Consider the following 16,153-nt stretch of genomic DNA (forward strand, 5'->3'; position numbering starts at 1 on the left):
CCGTGATAAACAAACCAGCCCCCTTCTCTGTCAGGATTGAGGACGCAGCAAATGTGGCCCTAAGCGGGCAATAGACGTACATCCCAACTGTGCCAGGGTGCGGTCAACTTCCTGCAAAATCAGCGCCAGAGCCTGCTTCGCCCCGGCCTCACCGTCAGCGGCCACGCCATAGAGCATTGGCCGCCCGAGTAACACCCCGTTTGCCCCCAGCGCCAGTGCTTTCACCACGTCAGTACCACGGCGAAAACCGCTGTCGATAAGGATTGTGGCCTCCGTCCCGCAGCGGCGGCGAATCTCGGGTAGCACCTCCATGGCGCTCACTGAACCATCCAGTTGACGCCCGCCGTGGTTAGACAGCACAATGCCATCGGCGCCTGTGGCAAAAGCACGGGTTGCGTCATCCGGCGCGAGAATACCTTTCACCAGCAGCGGCCCCGACCACTGGCTGCGGATCCACGCCAGCGTCTCCCAGGTCAGGCGCGTATCCATTTGCCCGGCAAAATAACTGGCGCCCCCGGCGCCCCGCTGTTTATCCGCCGGGACATAAGGCGTTAAGTTACCAAACCCCGGTACCCCCGCAGGCCGGATGGTGCGCCAGACCCAGGCCGGATGTAACGCGATATCAAACAAACTGGAAAGGGAGAGCTTCATCGGGCGGCGGTAATTGCGTTTATCTTTTTCACGATTGCCGAAATGTACCGCATCAACGGAGACCACCAGCGTGGTGCAGCCTGCCGCTTTTGCACGGGCAAGTAGCCCCAGGGTGACCGTGCGGTCTTTAAGTACATAGAGCTGAAACCAGTGTTGAGGCAGATTTTCAGCGGCGATCTCCTCAATCGCTGCAGTCGAGACGGTGCTCTGGATATAGCCAATCCCGGCATCTCTGGCGACACGCGCGAGCATCGCATCGGCACCATAACGTAACATGCCGTTATAACCGGTAGGGGCAATCAGCAGCGGCGCCGCCAGTTTCTGCCCAAAGAGGGTGACCGCGAGATCGCGTTCGCTCGCCTCGTTGAGTACCGGGGGAATAAAACGCCAGCGGGCAAAGACACTGCGGTTATCGCGCAACGTTTGCTCGTCATCCGCGCCCCCTTCCAGATAACTAAAAGCAAAACGCGGTAGCGCCCGTCTGGCGCGATGGCGCAATTCTTCGATATTCAGTGCCGGTCGTTTCACGCCGCCCCCTGCGCGAGGATCGCTTTCAGGGCGTCGATAAACTGCTGATTATCCTCTTCGTTGCCAATCGACACCCGGATCCACTGCTCATAGCCTGGCTCCCGCCACGGCTTGATGATGACGCCATAGCGCAACAACTGCTGCGCCATCTCGCCGCTGGGCCGTCCACAGTCAAAGAAAAGGAAATTGGCATGAGAGGGCGCTACGTAAAACCCCAGCCCTGTAAGCTCTGCGGCCATGCGCTTCCGCAGCACGCGCACCAGAGCAACGCTCGCTTTCACATGCGCCTGGTCGCCTATCGCCGCCACCGCTGCCGCCTGCGCCGCGCGGTTAATATTAAAGGGCGTACGCACGCGGTTGAGCAGATTGACCAGTTCAGGATGACTGGCTAAGCCATAGCCCACGCGCAGCCCCGCCAGGCCATAAGCCTTCGAAAAGGTCCGCAGCACGATCCACGGGCGCGACTGCGCCGCCAGCACTGCCAGACTGTCGGGATAATCCGGGTCGTCCTGGCAATATTCGAAATAGGCTTCATCAATGACCAGCACACACTCCTGTGGCGCGGCGGCAATGACGCGGGCAAAACCGTCTTTGTCGAGCATGCACCCCACGGGGTTTGACGGATTGCTGAAAATGACCATTTTCGCGGGCGTGGAGAGCGCCTGCTCCCAGGCCACAACATCAAACTGCTGGTGTTGATCCACCCCGACCAGGGTCACATCTGCCCCCATCATGCGCGGGAAAATCTCGTGCAGGCCAAAGGAAGGGATCAGCGTGACAACGCGGTCGCCAGGGTTAAGAAAAGCCAGCGCCAGCATATGCAGGATGTCTTCTGAACCATTGCCGGTGACAATCTTATCGGCGCTCACACCGGTATAGTTCGCCAGCGCATCACGCAATTGGCCGCTGGCGGCATCGGAATAGACCGCGCTAAAACCGGCATCCTTCTGTAAAGCCGATACCACCTGCGGGCTGGCGCCTGACGGGTTTTCATTACTGGCCAGTTTGGCAATATGCGTTACGCCATATTGCTGTCGTACCGCCTCTGCCGACAGCCCGGCGTTATACAGCCCCAGGCTACGTGCCGTAGGGCGGGCAAGGTTGTTGAGCGTCTGGTGTTGTAACGCAAAAAGCGGGTCGGAAACTGCGACATCTGAAGCCATTACTCCCCCTTCGGGAAAAGCCGGATAACCGCGAACGGCCTGTCCGGCATTCATCATCAGATCATGGGTAAATTCAGGTGGTTACGCTGCGCGCAGGCTTTTGCCTGTTCATAGCCCGCGTCCGCGTGGCGCATAACACCGGTAGCCGGGTCATTCCACAGCACGCGCGCCAGCCGCTCATCCGCCTCTTCGCTGCCATCACAGACAATGACCATCCCGGCGTGCTGAGAGAAGCCCATCCCCACACCGCCGCCGTGGTGCAGGCTGACCCAGGTCGCGCCACCGGCGGTATTGAGCAGCGCATTGAGTAGCGGCCAGTCGGAAACTGCATCGGAACCGTCTTTCATCGCTTCTGTTTCACGGTTTGGCGAAGCCACAGAGCCGGTATCCAGATGGTCACGGCCAATCACAATCGGCGCTTTTAATTCACCATTGCGCACCATTTCGTTAAAGGCCAGACCAGCAAGATGGCGTTCCCCCAGGCCAAGCCAGCAGATACGTGCAGGCAGCCCCTGGAACGCAATGCGCTCGCGCGCCATATCCAGCCAGTTAATGAGATTGGCGTTATCCGGGAAGAGCTCTTTCAGCTTGGCGTCGGTCTTGTAGATATCTTCCGGGTCGCCGGAGAGCGCTACCCAGCGGAAGGGGCCTTTACCCTCGCAGAAGAGCGGGCGAATATAAGCAGGAACGAATCCGGGGAAATCAAAGGCATTGGTCACCCCTTCCTCTTTGGCAACCTGGCGAATATTGTTGCCGTAATCGACGGTCGGGATCCCCATCGCGTGGAAATCGAGCATCGCCTGCACGTGTTTCGCCATGGAGGCGCGGGCCGCTTTCACCACCGACTGCGGGTCAGACTGGCGCGCCTGCTGCCATTTTTCCAGGCTCCACCCCTCCGGCAGATAACCGTTGAGCGGATCGTGCGCCGAGGTCTGATCGGTCACGATATCCGGGCGCAAACCGCCTGCTTTCGCCCGCGCCGCCAGTTGGGGCATCAGTTCGGCGGCGTTACCCAGCAGGCCAACGGAGATGGCTTTGTTCTCGGCGCAGGCTTTTTCAATCATCGCCAGAGCCTCGTCGAGGCTGTTGGTTTTGTAGTCGAGATAGCGCGTACGCAGACGGAAATCGATGCGCGATTCCTGGCACTCAATCGCCAGCACGCACGCGCCCGCCAGCACCCCTGCCAGCGGCTGTGCGCCGCCCATACCGCCCAGCCCGGCGGTTAAAATCCACTTACCGCGCAGGCTGCCGTTGTAATGCTGGCGGCCCGCTTCAGCGAAGGTTTCGTAGGTGCCCTGCACAATGCCCTGCGCACCGATGTATATCCATGAACCGGCGGTCATCTGGCCGTACATCATCAGACCCGCTTTATCCAGTTCATGAAAATGTTCCCAGTGCGCCCAGTGGGGAACGATATTGGAGTTGGCAATCAATACGCGCGGGGCGTTGGTATGGGTACGAAAAACACCGACTGGTTTCCCCGACTGTACCAGCAGCGTTTCGTCTTCCCGCAGCTTGCGCAGGCTCTCAAGGATCGCCTCAAAGGCGGGCCAGTTGCGGGCCGCTTTGCCGATACCGCCATAAACCACCAGATCTTCCGGCCGCTCGGCGACATCCGGATCGAGGTTGTTCTGAATCATGCGGTAGGCCGCTTCGATCAGCCAGTTCTGGCAGCTCAGTTCGCTCCCCTGGGGAGCACGGACAACGCGGGCTTCGGCATTTTTGTGTGGCGCATTCATGTTCATTTCCTTCTCTAAATTTGAATTTTTTGCACAGCGTTATCAGGCGAAGCTTGGCAACAGCGCTTCGATTTCTGCGGGCCAGTGTTCGCGGGAGGCCCACAGACGCATCATCTCGACGTCCGGTGACATCAGGCGGTCCTTTTCAAGGAACGCAACGTTCTGGCGGATCGCCTGCATTTCGTTTTCCAGGGTATTTGAGCTTTGCAGCGGACGATGGAAATCCACCCCTTGCGCGGCGGCCATGGCTTCAATGCCAACCACAACGCTGGTGTTAAAACACATATCCCCCAGGCGACGCGCGGCGTAGGTCGCCATTGAGACATGGTCTTCCTGATTGGCTGAGGTAGGCAGGCTATCGACGCTTCCCGGATGGGCCAGCGATTTGTTTTCTGAGGCCAGCGCGGCGGCGGTGACCTGAGCAATCATAAAGCCGGAGTTCACGCCGCCGTCGCGTACCAGGAACGGCGGCAAACCGGATAATCCCGTATCCAGCAACAGCGCCATACGGCGCTCCGATATCGCCCCGATCTCAGCGACCGCCAGCGCGATAATGTCCGCGGCGAAGGCGACCGGTTCGGCGTGGAAATTGCCGCCGGAAATCACGTCGCCGTTTTCCGCAAACACCAGTGGATTATCGGACGCAGCATTGGCTTCAATGCGCAAAATGCGGGCGGCGTGATGTAAGTTATCAAGGCACGCCCCCATCACCTGCGGCACACAGCGGATGGAGTACGGATCCTGTACGCGGCCACAGGCCGCATGGGAGGTCACAATCTCGCTCCCGGCAAGAATTTTGCTCAGCGCTGCCGCCACGGCAATCTGCCCTTGCTGTCCGCGGGCTTCATGGATACGCGGGTCCAACGGTTTAACAGAACCTTTAATGGCTTCCAGCGACAGTGCGCCAGCCACCAGCCCGGCGGAAAAGACGCGTTCTGCCTCAAACAGTCCCGACAGCGCGAGGGAGGTCGACACCTGGGTACCGTTAAGCAGCGCCAGCCCCTCTTTCGGCCCGAGTTCGAACGGGCGTATCCCCGCGCTTGCCAGACCTTCCACCGCAGACAGGGTGTTGCCCTGCACCGTCACCGTGCCTTCGCCAATCAGCATCAGAGACAGATGCGCCAGCGGGGCTAAATCGCCGGAGGCGCCCACCGAGCCTTTTTCGGGAATGCAGGGATAGACCCCGGCATTGAAGAGGGTTATCAGGGCATCAATGACTTCAATGCGAATGCCGGAATGCCCACGTGACAGGCTGAGGATTTTGGTTGCCATCACCAGGCGTACGATGTTATCCGCCAGATATTTACCCGTCCCCACGCTGTGCGACAGCACCAGATTGCGCTGTAATTCCGCCAGGCGCTCGGCCGGAATACGGGTTTGCGCCAGCTTGCCGAACCCGGTATTGATGCCGTACACCACTTCCCCCGATGCCACAATGCGGGTGACCGTCTCCTGAGAGGCCAGCACATCGGCACGGGCCTCTTCCGCCAGCGCGAGATGAACATTGCCCTGATAAATCTGGCGCAGCATCGGCAGATCAACATGACCAGGCTGCAGGCGGCAAAGGGTGAAACCGGTGGATGAAGGAGCCATAATCTATTCCTGTATATACAAGTAGAGCTGAAAATATACCCGGTCAGGACTCGGCCCACCGGGTGCTTACGCACAACCTGACAAAAAAGTGGCAACACGACGCAAAAAATAGCGATCAATGATCCAGGGTTTGCAGCGTTTCGGTACGGATCTCTTCCGTTATCCGCGCTTTGAGCGTCATAAACTCCGGCGATGTCTTTAAGGTGTAATCACGCGGGTGCGGGAAGTTGACCGCCACTTCGGTTTTGATTCTCCCCGGCCGGGCGCTGAAAATTGCCACTTTATTGGCCATAAAAATGGCTTCATCAATATCGTGCGTCACAAACAGCACCGTCTTGCGCGATGACTCCCATATTGACAGCAGTAACTCCTGCATCATCACGCGCGTCTGGTTATCGAGCGCGCCGAAGGGTTCATCCATCAGCAAAACTTTCGGGTCATTCGCCAGCGCACGGGCAATAGCCGTACGTTGCTGCATGCCACCTGACAGTTGCCGTGGGAAGTGATGCTCAAAGCCGCGCAAACCGACCTTATTAATAAAGTAGTCGCTGCGCTCCTTTTGCGCCGCTTTACTCACGCCTCGCTCCTGTAAGCCGAAGCGGATATTTTGCTCAACGGTCAGCCAGGGGAACAGCGTATAGCTCTGGAACACCATGCCGCGATCCGCACCGGGGCCATCGACCAGCTCCCCATCCAGCCAGACTTCACCGCGTGTCGGCTGATCCAGCCCGGCGACAATACGCAGCAGCGTCGATTTGCCGCAGCCGGAAGGACCGAGAATGGTAATAAAATCGTTCTCATTGACCTGATAATCCACCGGCAATAGTGCCTGGGTTTTTTCACCTTTCGGGCCAGTGAAAACACGCTCTACCTGGCGAACGCTGAGCTTCGGATAGTTCATTACAGAGAGCTCCATACAAACAGGCGGCGGTTGACCGCTTTAAACAACAGGTCGGAGAGCAAGCCGATACAGCCAATGACGATAATGCCGAAGATCATCTGCCCGGTGTTGAGTAACGCCTGGCTGTTGACAATCATATGGCCTATCCCGCTGGATGAACCGATAAGCTCCGCCACGATGACGTAGGTCCAGGCCCAGCCGAGCACCAGACGCAAAAGTTCGGCGATTTCCGGTGCCGCACCGGGAATAATCACCCGACGCACCACGCTTTTATTGGTCGCCCCCAGCGTGTAGGCCGCTTCGACCAGATCGCGACGCGCGGCACCTACGGCGACAGCGACCATCAGGGTTATCTGGAAGAAAGAGCCAATAAAAATCACCAGGATCTTCTGCATTTCACCAATGCCGGCCCACAGGATCAAAAGAGGCACAAACGCGGAGGCTGGCAGATAGCGGCAAAACGAGACAAACGGCTCGAAGAAGGCTTCGATAAGCTTGTACGAGCCCATCCAGATGCCCAGCGGCACGGCGATAACGCAGGCCAGGACAAATCCACCCAGTACGCGCATTACCGTCATGCCGATATCGGTGGTGAAATCGAAATCGGTAAACAGTAATACCCCTTCCTGCACCATGCTGGCGGGGCTTGCGAGGAAGGTCGGTGCCACCAGGCCGGTAAAGGTCACCAGCGCCCACAAGGCGAAAAACAGCACAAAGAAGCAGAAGCCCAGAAACCAGCGATGACGGGGCGCAACGGGGCGTAATGGCACCATCATCGGGTTATGCCAGACCTTTTTGCTTGCCGGCAGGGGAGCCGGCTCGCGTAAGTCTGTCGTGGTCTTGCTGGCGTAGTCCGCGGCCTGACTGACAGGACTATTCATATCGTGGTCCTTCATGGCTGAGTAACGTACTTCGCGTCGTACAACGTATTGATATCCGGCGTTTTACGCAGAATTTTCATCTCCGTGAGCAGCCGTGCCGCCTCATTGGTGAAGCTTACGATTTCGCCGCTAAAGAATTTTTTGTTGGCATCGCGATCCTGCCAGCGCAGATAGCTGGACTCTTCGGCAAACTGTTTGCCGGTCTCTTTCACCGCCGCGCCCATGATTTCATTGGCTTTATCCGGGTCGGCTTTGATCATGTCCAGCGCTTCGAAATAACTGTTGACCAGCGCCTGGGCCGCTTTCGGGTTTTTATCCAGCCAGGACGGCGTGCAGCCAAGGGTATCCATCACCATCGGGTAGTCGAGCGTGGTGGTCAGGATTTTGCCCTTATCCGGGCTCTGGCGGATGTTGGAGAGATACGGTTCGTAGGTCACGGCAGCGTCGTTCTGCCCGGCAATGAACGCGTGTGCGGCGGCATCCGGCCCTAAGGTTGCAAGCTTGACGTCTTTCATCGTCATGCCGTTTTTATCGAGGATCCACGCCAGCAGGAAATAAGATGACGTACCGGGCGCATCGACGCTGATCGTTTTGCCTTTCAGGTCCGCCACGCTATTGATACCGCTGCGTACCGCAATCCCATCCGCACCGTAGGATTTATCCAGTTGGACAATTTGCTTAACAGGCACGCCGCTGGCATTCCAGGTGAGATAGGTTTCAACCGTAGTCCCGGCGCATTGCAGCGAACCGGAGGCAATCGCCAGATGACGGGATTGCTGCGGGACCATTTTCAGGGTGACATCAAGACCATTCTTTTTGAAAATGCCCGCTTTATCGGCAAGGGTCAGCGGCGCAAAGCCGGTCCAGCCGGAAATCCCAATCGCCACCGGCGTATCCGCCGCCAGTGCTGTATTAGCCGCACCGCCTAACGCGACTGCCAGCCCTAACAGAGATAACGAACGCTTTAGTACAGTCCTGGAAATCATGTTGCTCATCTGCCACTCCTGCCAAATTACCTGTCTCGGGAATGCCTGCGCAGCAATGTGCCACCGGCGAATGACGCTACTGTATATTCTTGTCTATACAATTAAGCCGAGAAAGATAAAGCAAGCTTTGTGCCAGTCCGGAAGAGCGCCCGTATCGTTGCTTTCGCCCACTGACCGTGGGCCTGACGAATCAAAGTAGTGCACCCGGCGCGCTATTTCAGTGCACTCTGCTCCGGGTTAGTCCGTGACTGCGGCCCACAAGAGCAGCCCCTGCCCGGGATGGGTTTGCGCACACGACGAAATAGCCCACTGCGCCTGCACTTGTCTGTCGCTCGTCGACCACCAGAAACCGTCGCCCTTGCCAAAGCGGGTCCCGTCCGGCAGTTGCCACTCACCCTCAATGGCGTAGAGCACACCGCCTTTCTCTGCGGTGACTGTCCCGCTTTCACGCAGGACGACCACGCGAGGGGCGCAGACATGGCGGCGGGTCATCAGATTGAAATCCATCGTCATACCGCCCAACAGATGCGCGCTGAGTGAGAGGTCGCCACTGAAAGCAAACGGTGCGCCGACCGTGCTCAGACGGTGGCTAAGCTGCCCGCCATCAGACAGATGTACCCCCTCTCCGCTCAGTAAAGTTATCGAGCGATCAATACCCGGGAAGGCGGAAAACGGGCCATCGGCGGCGATAGTGGCAATGCTGGCGCGCCAGTCAAATTCCGCCGTACCCTGCGGCCAACTGATGATCTCGCGGGTTTCTCCCCCGCCATTGCGCCAGCGACTTACCGGCAACGCCGCCTGGGAAAACGGATGCCAGTTGTTCATGCGTTCTCCTGAGAAAGCTGTTGCAACAGACGCAGAAAATCAGCCGCGGCGGCCTGCTGCTGAGGATGAACCCCGTCAATAACCCGCGCCACGCCGCCAACATAGACATCGCGAATTTGTCCGGCATGACCGGCAAACAACCAGCGGTTAAGTAGCTCGTTGTTGCTTGCCGCGGCCAGGTAAGGGTCCTGATGGTCAAGCACCAGCCAGTCGGCGCGATAACCGACCGAAAGTTGCCCCAGCGGGACACCGCAGGCCTGCGCACCACCGGACAACGCCTGCGTGTAAAGCACATCCCCTACCCGCGTTTGCCCCGCAGCGACCAGCCGGTTACGCCGCTGGTCGCGCAGGCGCTGGCCATATTCCAGCCAGCGCAACTCTTCCACCACGTTGAGCGAGACATGACTGTCCGAGCCGATGCCCCAGCGCCCTTCCTGCGCCAGATAGTCAACGCCGGGGAAAATACCATCGCCAAGGTTCGCTTCGGTGGTTGGGCACAATCCGGCCACCGCACCGCTGTGGGCCATTTTTGTCACTTCGCTGGCATCCGCATGGGTCGCGTGGATCAGGCACCAGCGGGCATCCACGTCCAGATGATCATACAGCCAACTGATCGGGCGCTGACCGCTCCAGTTCAGGCAGTCGTTAACCTCTTTTTGCTGTTCGGCAATATGAATATGGACCGGGAGCGTCGGGTCGCTGGCGCGTAACACCTGCTCCATTTGTTCAGGCGTGACCGCGCGCAGGGAGTGAAAGCACAACCCCTGGTTTTGCAGCGGTTTTCCTTTGATTTGCCGCCCAATGATCGCCTGCTGCTCCAGATAGCTGTCGGCATCCTGAATAAAGCGTTTTTGCCCGGCCTGAGCGGGTTGGCCGCCAAACCCGGCATAGCTGTAAAGCACCGGCAATAACGTCAGGCCAATGCCCACATCCCCGGCGGCGGCGCTCAGGTGTGCGGTCATCTCACCACGATCGGCATAGGGTTTGCCGCTGATGTCATTGTGCAGATAGTGGAATTCGGCGACCTGGGTGTAGCCGCCTTTGAGCATTTCGATATAGAGCTGGCGGGCAATCACGCCGACCTGTTGCGGGGTCAGACGCTGCACCATGCGGTACATCAGATCCCGCCAGGTCCAGAAGCTGTCCTGCGGGTCGCCCGCCACTTCCGCAAGCCCGGCCATCACGCGCTGAAAGGCATGGGAGTGCAGGTTTGGCATGCCCGGCACCACCGGGCCGGAAAGCGGGATACTGCCATCGGGAGTAGCATCAGGCGTGATGGCGGTCAGCATGCCGACATCATCAACCTCCAGTCGAACATTGTGCGCCCAACCTGTAGCGAGCAAGACACGTGGAGCAAAATATGCAGGCATAACACTGTTCCTGAGCGGGGAAAAGCAATGTCTGAGCACCGTTGCGCAGACCACTGCCAAACCTTTGACCAATTTGTCTATACATATACATATGCCTGAATTGGCTGTAAACTTGCAGCGTGTTTTTTTTACTATTTTCGTTTTTCATCAACGTGCGCTTATCCCCTGCGCGGTGGACATAGCCGGACGTTGGGGAAACGTTCCTGATACCTGTGGATTTTTTGAGAGGTAAGAAAATGTCGGAGCCTTCACCGAACGGTGTCGCACAACACGGCGTGACCCGGCAGGCATTGTCTGAGCTTGCCGCTGCCATGAGTGATACCCCTGCCCCGATTTATCAGCGCGTGAAGCAGGCTATCATCAGCCAGATTCGCTCCGGTGCCTGGAAGCCCCATCAACGTATTCCGTCGGAAAGTGAACTGGTCAACGAGATTGGCGTGAGCCGCATGACCATTAACCGTGCGCTACGTGAACTGACCAGCGAAGGTTTTCTTATCCGCATGCAGGGTGTCGGCACCTTCGTTGCCGAAGCGAAGGCCTACACGCCAATGCTCGAAGTGCACAATATCGCCGATGAAATCGCCCAGCGCGGCCATCGCCACGACAGCAGGATTCTGGTGTGTGAGGCCCGCGAGGCCGATGCCGATCAGGCCATGCAATTGGGTATCGCGCCCGGCGACACGCTGTTTTATTCGCAGATCGTCCATTACGAAAATAATGTCCCCGTACAAATCGAAGACCGCTACGTTAACCCGGCCGCCGCGCCGGATTATCTGCGTCAGGTCTTCAATAAGCAGATGCCCTACACCTATCTGATGGAAATATCGCCGCTCACAGCCGGTGAACATCGGGTCGAAGCGGTAAGCGCCAGCGACGAGCAGCGTGAATTGCTGCAACTGGAGGAGCACGAACCCTGTCTGCTGATCCACCGTCGCACCTGGAGCGGCAGCCGCATCGTCACCTCCGCCCGTCTGGTTTACCCCGGTTCGCGCTATCAGCTATTTGGCCGCTTCACCAGCCACGGCTAACCCCGCTTTACCCATAGCGGCTTTTCTGGCCGCTGTGTCTCCTGATATGTAAGCTCACCAGCAATAAGAAAAAACTCTTTCTGCTCGCCTTGCCGCGTTTCCGGTTATGCGTTAGGTTGACTTTAATTGTCTATACAAGATAAATCCAACCTGGAGTTTGTCATGTCGTTAGCCGAATCTTTATCGTTTTCCGCCACGCCACCCGCCCGTTGCGATAGCGTCTGGCGTGGCGCCACGCTGGTCACGATGCAAAACGGACACTACAGCCAGATAGAAAACGGTGCGATTGCTGTCACTGACGGAAAAATTGTCTGGCTCGGCCCGGCCGCCGATTGTCCTCCCTTCCCCGACGCGGAGTTGCATGATTTTGCAGGCGGGATCATTACGCCTGGTTTTGTCGATTGCCATACCCATCTGGTCTTTGGCGGTAACCGCAGCGGTGAGTTCGAGCAACGGCTGAACGGGGTGAGTTACGCGCAGATTGCCGCTGCCGGCGGTGGGATCATCTCCACGGTTAACGCCACCCGTCAGGCGACAGAAGAGGAGCTGATCGAATCGGCGTTATTCCGCCTGCGCCCGCTGTTGGCAGAAGGCGTCACCAGCGTTGAGATAAAATCGGGCTATGGGCTGTCCATCGACAGCGAACTGAAAATGCTGCGGGTGATTCGCGCATTAGCGACCCGGTTGCCGGTTGACATTGTATCGACCTGCCTTGCCGCCCATGCGCTCCCACCCGAATACAAAGACCGCGCTGATGCGTACATCAGCCTTGTCTGTGACACCCTGTTACCGATTGTCGCCCGGGAAAAGCTGGCCGATGCGGTCGATGCATTTTGCGAACATCTGGCGTTCTCCCCGGCCCAGGTTGAGAAGGTATTCACCTCCGCGAAAGCCCTGGGCCTGCCGGTGAAATTGCATGCAGAGCAGCTCTCCTCACTGCACGGCAGCGCACTCGCGGCCCGGCATGGCGCCCTGTCGGCCGATCACCTGGAATATGCCACCGAAGAAGATGCCATCGCCATGGCGGCCAGCGGGACCGTCGCCGTGTTGTTACCCGGTGCGTTCTATTTATTGCGCGAAAAGCAGCCGCCGCCGGTGGCCTTATTCCGTCAGCATCGGGTGCCGATGGCGCTGGCCAGCGATGCCAACCCCGGCACCTCCCCTGTGCTCTCGTTACGCCTGATGCTGAGTATGGGCTGCACGCTGTTTGGTCTGACGCCGGAAGAGGCGCTGGCCGGGATCACCTGTCACGGCGCCCGCGCGCTCGGTTTACAGGACTCTCACGGCACGCTGGCGCCAGGCAAAGTCGCCGATTTTATCCACTGGCCGCTCTCGCGACCGGCTGAGCTGGTCTACTGGCTGGGCGGAGAACTGCCCTGCACGGTGGTCTATCGCGGAAATGTACGAGGAAAACATGACCTATGAGTCTTTCAGCTATCACCGCACCCTATGATTTCACGGCGGGCACATCGCCGCTGCTGATCAGTATTCCCCATGCCGGAACACGCCTGACGCCGGAGGTCGCCGAAGGTCTCAGCGAGGCGGCGCAGCCGCTGGGCGATACGGACTGGCATATCCCCCGTCTGTATGACTTTGCCCGCGCCCTCGGAGCCAGTATTTTGGTCGGCAATTATTCCCGCTTTGTTATCGACCTGAACCGACCGTCTGATGACAAACCACTCTATACCACGGCAACGACGGGCCTCTATCCCGATACCCTGTTTGATGGTCGTGACACCTTTAAGCCCGGAATGGCCCCGACCGATGCCCGACGTCAGGATTATCTGGCACAAATCTGGCAGCCATATCATGAGCGCCTCCAGGCAGAGCTCGCACGGATTAAGCAGCAGTTTGGCTATGCGCTGTTGTTTGATGCCCACTCCATTGCGTCGGTCATCCCGCGGTTGTTTGACGGGCAGTTACCCGATTTAAATCTCGGCACCAATAATGGCGCCAGTTGCTCGCCCGAATTGAGTGGTGTGCTGACGGGGATTTGCCAGCAACAGTCACAGTTCAGCCACGTGCTTAACGGGCGTTTCAAAGGTGGTTACATCACCCGTGCTTACGGACAGCCCGCTGCCGATATCCACGCCGTGCAGCTTGAATTAGCGCAGATGAATTATATGGATGAAACGCCACCTTATGCCTGGTCTGAGACCCGCGCCCCTCAATTGCAGACGCTGTTAAAACAGATGCTGGAAGGGATGGTGGCATGGGGAAGCGAACAGTATGGCAATAAAAGGTTAAAAGGCTGATGTGCCAGTAAGTTCAGCGTAGCGATGGCATGTGGGCAATGTATGGTTTAATAAATGCGTTGCCCCATCTACAGACAGGCCCCGCCCCCTGCCCAATCCCATAGGCATCCGTTGTCATTATCTGCTAACATCCCTGCCACATTCCCACAGCAATCTGGCGGCGACTATGAAATTTGTCTCTTTTAATATCAACGGCCTGCGTGCCCGTCCCCATCAACTGGAAGCGATTGTCGAGCAGCATCAGCCCGACGTGATTGGCCTGCAGGAGACGAAAGTCCACGACGACATGTTCCCGCTCGAAGAAGTCGCGAAACTCGGTTATAACGTCTTTTATCATGGGCAGAAAGGGCACTATGGCGTGGCGCTGCTGACCAAAGCGACGCCCGTTTCCGTGCGTCGCGGTTTCCCGGACGACGGTGAAGAAGCCCAGCGCCGTATCATCATGGCGGAAATTCCGTCTCCTCTGGGTAACATCACGGTCATCAATGGTTACTTCCCGCAGGGGGAAAGCCGCGACCATCCGACCAAGTTTCCGACAAAAGAGAAGTTTTACCAGGACCTGCAAAACTATATTGAAACCGAACTCAAGAAAGAAAATCCGGTGCTGATTATGGGTGATGTCAACATCAGCCCCACCGATCTGGATATCGGCATCGGCGAAGAGAACCGCAAACGCTGGCTGCGAACCGGCAAATGCTCCTTCTTGCCGGAAGAGCGTGTATGGATGGATCGCCTGATAAACTGGGGGCTGGTGGATACCTGGCGTGCGGCGAACCCGGATAATAACGAGCGCTTCTCGTGGTTTGACTACCGCTCCAAAGGGTTTGATGACAACCGGGGCCTGCGTATAGACCTGCTGCTGGCAAGCTCACCGCTGGCAGAGCGCTGTATCGAAACCGGCATCGACTACGATATCCGCAGTATGGATAAACCCTCCGACCATGCTCCGGTATGGGCTACATTTAACGTCGAATAAGCGTCATTTTCCCATTATGGCGGTCATGTTTATGACCGCCCTCTTTGGACCTGCCACGCTATGGCTCAAAACATTACACTTTCCCAATTCCGCCAGAACAACGGCGTAGTTATCGATACTCGCAATAGCGCCTTGTACAACGGCTGGCCGGACGCGCTGCACGGTACATCCGGCCATGTATCCGGTGCGCGTAATCTTGCCGCTTCCTGGCTGGACGAAATGACGGACGCACAGTTTGACGCCTGGTCTGCCCTGCGCCCGTTAAGCGCCGAAACCCGCATCGCGCTCTATGGCGAGCCAGAAGACAACGCCGCGGTAGAAGCCTGGTTACGTCAGAAGGGTCTCCATGCGCCATGGCGTATCAGCGACGCATTCTCCTGCGCTTGCCCCCTCGAACGTTTGCCCGGTTTTCATCAACTCGTCCCGGCATGCTGGCTTAACGCGCTGATCGCTCATCGCCAGGTCAGCGAAAAACCCGTCGGTAAATGGACGGTGATTGAAGCGGGCTGGGGCGTGCGCGATACCTTCCGGCAAGGGCATATTCCCGGCGCGGACTACCTCGACACAGGCGAACTGGAAAGCGAGCCCCTGTGGAACGTGGTTGCTCCTGAGGCGTTGCGTAACGTGCTGGCCGCGCACGGCATTCGTTGCGATACCACGGTCATTCTCTATAGCCGTACCCCGCTTGCCGCGACGCGCGTGGCCCATATTCTGTTGTACGCGGGGGTACAGGATGTGCGTGTGCTGGACGGTGGCTGGCGAGCATGGTTTTGCGCTGGTTTTCCGGTGGCATCCGGCGATGCTCTACCCATCACGCCCGCTTGTGATTTTGGCGCACCGCTCCCTGCTCAGCCTCAATTGATGCTTTCCCTGCCGCAGGCACGGGCACTGCTCAACCGTAAGGATGCTTCGATGGTGAGTGTTCGCTCGTGGGCTGAGTTTTCCGGCGCGACCAGTGGTTATGATTATATTGATGCCTGTGGCGAGATCCCCGGTGCGCGCTGGGGACGTGGCGGACGCGGTAAAGATGGTGTTGAGGATTTCCTTAATCCGGATGCAACTTTACGCTGCGCGGATTACGTTACGGCCATGTGGGAAGCGTGGAATATTACCGCAGACCAGCACATCGCTTTTTACTGCGGAACCGGCTGGCGGGCCTCACTGGCGTTTATCTGCGCGCGCGCCATGGGCTGGACGAACATCGGAGTATATGATGGCGGCTGGTATGAGTGGAGTTTGCATCACAACAATGGATAA

14 protein-coding genes are annotated in these 16,153 nt (G+C 58.0%); 5 read left to right on the plus strand and 9 right to left on the minus strand.

The annotated features are described in order from the left end of the window. Positions 1-30: 30 nt before the first annotated feature. The 9 genes from ABIB59_RS01025 to ABIB59_RS01065 all read right to left on the minus strand — a co-directional run bounded on the left by ABIB59_RS01025 (position 31) and on the right by ABIB59_RS01065 (position 10,637). Positions 31-1,179: an alpha-hydroxy acid oxidase gene (locus ABIB59_RS01025; RefSeq protein WP_041851637.1), complete on the minus strand. Its 1,149-nt coding sequence runs from the start codon at positions 1,177-1,179 to the stop codon at positions 31-33. After that, positions 1,176-2,342 carry a histidinol-phosphate transaminase gene (gene hisC / locus ABIB59_RS01030; RefSeq protein ID WP_354033695.1) on the minus strand — a complete coding sequence of 389 codons (1,167 nt, stop codon included), beginning with the start codon at positions 2,340-2,342 and terminating at the stop codon, positions 1,176-1,178. Before hisC ends, ABIB59_RS01025 begins: the two co-directional genes overlap by 4 nt. Before the next feature lie 56 nt (positions 2,343-2,398). Further along, positions 2,399-4,081, minus strand: a complete 1,683-nt coding sequence (gene hutU, locus ABIB59_RS01035; protein ID WP_041851638.1) for a urocanate hydratase — start codon at positions 4,079-4,081, stop codon at positions 2,399-2,401. A 42-nt stretch (positions 4,082-4,123) separates the two neighbouring features. Further along, positions 4,124-5,674 carry a histidine ammonia-lyase gene (gene hutH, locus ABIB59_RS01040; protein WP_071195385.1) on the minus strand — a complete coding sequence of 517 codons (1,551 nt, stop codon included), beginning with the start codon at positions 5,672-5,674 and terminating at the stop codon, positions 4,124-4,126. Positions 5,675-5,789: 115 nt separating this feature from the next. After that, positions 5,790-6,575 (minus strand): ABC transporter ATP-binding protein, encoded by a 786-nt coding sequence (locus ABIB59_RS01045; RefSeq protein WP_041851640.1) that lies wholly within the window; start codon positions 6,573-6,575, stop codon positions 5,790-5,792. Next, positions 6,575-7,456, minus strand: coding sequence for an ABC transporter permease (locus ABIB59_RS01050; RefSeq protein WP_041851641.1), 882 nt, complete (start codon positions 7,454-7,456; stop codon positions 6,575-6,577). Before ABIB59_RS01050 ends, ABIB59_RS01045 begins: the two co-directional genes overlap by 1 nt. An 11-nt stretch (positions 7,457-7,467) precedes the next feature. Next, the gene (locus ABIB59_RS01055; protein ID WP_041851642.1) at positions 7,468-8,451 is read right to left on the minus strand and encodes an ABC transporter substrate-binding protein; all 984 of its coding nucleotides are present in this window, start codon (positions 8,449-8,451) and stop codon (positions 7,468-7,470) included. Positions 8,452-8,679: 228 nt separating this feature from the next. Further along, positions 8,680-9,267, minus strand: coding sequence for a HutD/Ves family protein (locus tag ABIB59_RS01060; protein WP_354033698.1), 588 nt, complete (start codon positions 9,265-9,267; stop codon positions 8,680-8,682). Continuing rightward, on the minus strand, positions 9,264-10,637 hold the full coding sequence (locus ABIB59_RS01065) for a formimidoylglutamate deiminase (RefSeq protein ID WP_354033700.1): 1,374 nt from the start codon (positions 10,635-10,637) through the stop codon (positions 9,264-9,266). The genes ABIB59_RS01060 and ABIB59_RS01065 overlap by 4 nt, the downstream gene beginning before the upstream one ends. Positions 10,638-10,873: 236 nt before the next feature. Between ABIB59_RS01065 and hutC the strand changes: the two genes are divergently transcribed. The 5 genes from hutC to ABIB59_RS01090 all read left to right on the plus strand — a co-directional run bounded on the left by hutC (position 10,874) and on the right by ABIB59_RS01090 (position 16,153). Next, positions 10,874-11,665 carry a histidine utilization transcriptional repressor HutC gene (gene hutC, locus ABIB59_RS01070; RefSeq protein WP_041851645.1) on the plus strand — a complete coding sequence of 264 codons (792 nt, stop codon included), beginning with the start codon at positions 10,874-10,876 and terminating at the stop codon, positions 11,663-11,665. A 162-nt stretch (positions 11,666-11,827) separates the two neighbouring features. After that, positions 11,828-13,090, plus strand: coding sequence for an imidazolonepropionase (gene hutI, locus ABIB59_RS01075; protein WP_354033702.1), 1,263 nt, complete (start codon positions 11,828-11,830; stop codon positions 13,088-13,090). After that, the gene (gene hutG / locus ABIB59_RS01080; RefSeq protein ID WP_354033704.1) at positions 13,087-13,920 is read left to right on the plus strand and encodes an N-formylglutamate deformylase; all 834 of its coding nucleotides are present in this window, start codon (positions 13,087-13,089) and stop codon (positions 13,918-13,920) included. Before hutI ends, hutG begins: the two co-directional genes overlap by 4 nt. Positions 13,921-14,086: 166 nt before the next feature. Continuing rightward, positions 14,087-14,896 carry an exodeoxyribonuclease III gene (gene xthA / locus ABIB59_RS01085; RefSeq protein ID WP_354033705.1) on the plus strand — a complete coding sequence of 270 codons (810 nt, stop codon included), beginning with the start codon at positions 14,087-14,089 and terminating at the stop codon, positions 14,894-14,896. Between the two features lie 60 nt (positions 14,897-14,956). After that, positions 14,957-16,153, plus strand: a complete 1,197-nt coding sequence (locus ABIB59_RS01090; protein WP_354033707.1) for a rhodanese-like domain-containing protein — start codon at positions 14,957-14,959, stop codon at positions 16,151-16,153.

The organism is Citrobacter sp. UYEF32, from assembly GCF_040546205.1.
Taxonomy (GTDB): Bacteria; Pseudomonadota; Gammaproteobacteria; order Enterobacterales; family Enterobacteriaceae; genus Phytobacter; species Phytobacter diazotrophicus.

Excerpts from the sequence above, each read along its gene's own strand:
- hutC (WP_041851645.1), top strand. The coding sequence starts at position 10,874 with ATGTCGGAGCCTTCACCGAACGGTGTCGCACAACACGGCGTGACCCGG.
- xthA (WP_354033705.1), top strand. The coding sequence starts at position 14,087 with ATGAAATTTGTCTCTTTTAATATCAACGGCCTGCGTGCCCGTCCCCAT.
- hutI (WP_354033702.1), top strand. The coding sequence starts at position 11,828 with ATGTCGTTAGCCGAATCTTTATCGTTTTCCGCCACGCCACCCGCCCGT.
- ABIB59_RS01090 (WP_354033707.1), top strand. The coding sequence starts at position 14,957 with ATGGCTCAAAACATTACACTTTCCCAATTCCGCCAGAACAACGGCGTA.
- ABIB59_RS01065 (WP_354033700.1), bottom strand. The coding sequence starts at position 10,637 with ATGCCTGCATATTTTGCTCCACGTGTCTTGCTCGCTACAGGTTGGGCG.
- ABIB59_RS01050 (WP_041851641.1), bottom strand. The coding sequence starts at position 7,456 with ATGAATAGTCCTGTCAGTCAGGCCGCGGACTACGCCAGCAAGACCACG.
- hisC (WP_354033695.1), bottom strand. The coding sequence starts at position 2,342 with ATGGCTTCAGATGTCGCAGTTTCCGACCCGCTTTTTGCGTTACAACAC.
- ABIB59_RS01055 (WP_041851642.1), bottom strand. The coding sequence starts at position 8,451 with ATGAGCAACATGATTTCCAGGACTGTACTAAAGCGTTCGTTATCTCTG.
- ABIB59_RS01045 (WP_041851640.1), bottom strand. The coding sequence starts at position 6,575 with ATGAACTATCCGAAGCTCAGCGTTCGCCAGGTAGAGCGTGTTTTCACT.
- hutU (WP_041851638.1), bottom strand. The coding sequence starts at position 4,081 with ATGAATGCGCCACACAAAAATGCCGAAGCCCGCGTTGTCCGTGCTCCC.
- hutG (WP_354033704.1), top strand. The coding sequence starts at position 13,087 with ATGAGTCTTTCAGCTATCACCGCACCCTATGATTTCACGGCGGGCACA.
- ABIB59_RS01060 (WP_354033698.1), bottom strand. The coding sequence starts at position 9,267 with ATGAACAACTGGCATCCGTTTTCCCAGGCGGCGTTGCCGGTAAGTCGC.
- hutH (WP_071195385.1), bottom strand. The coding sequence starts at position 5,674 with ATGGCTCCTTCATCCACCGGTTTCACCCTTTGCCGCCTGCAGCCTGGT.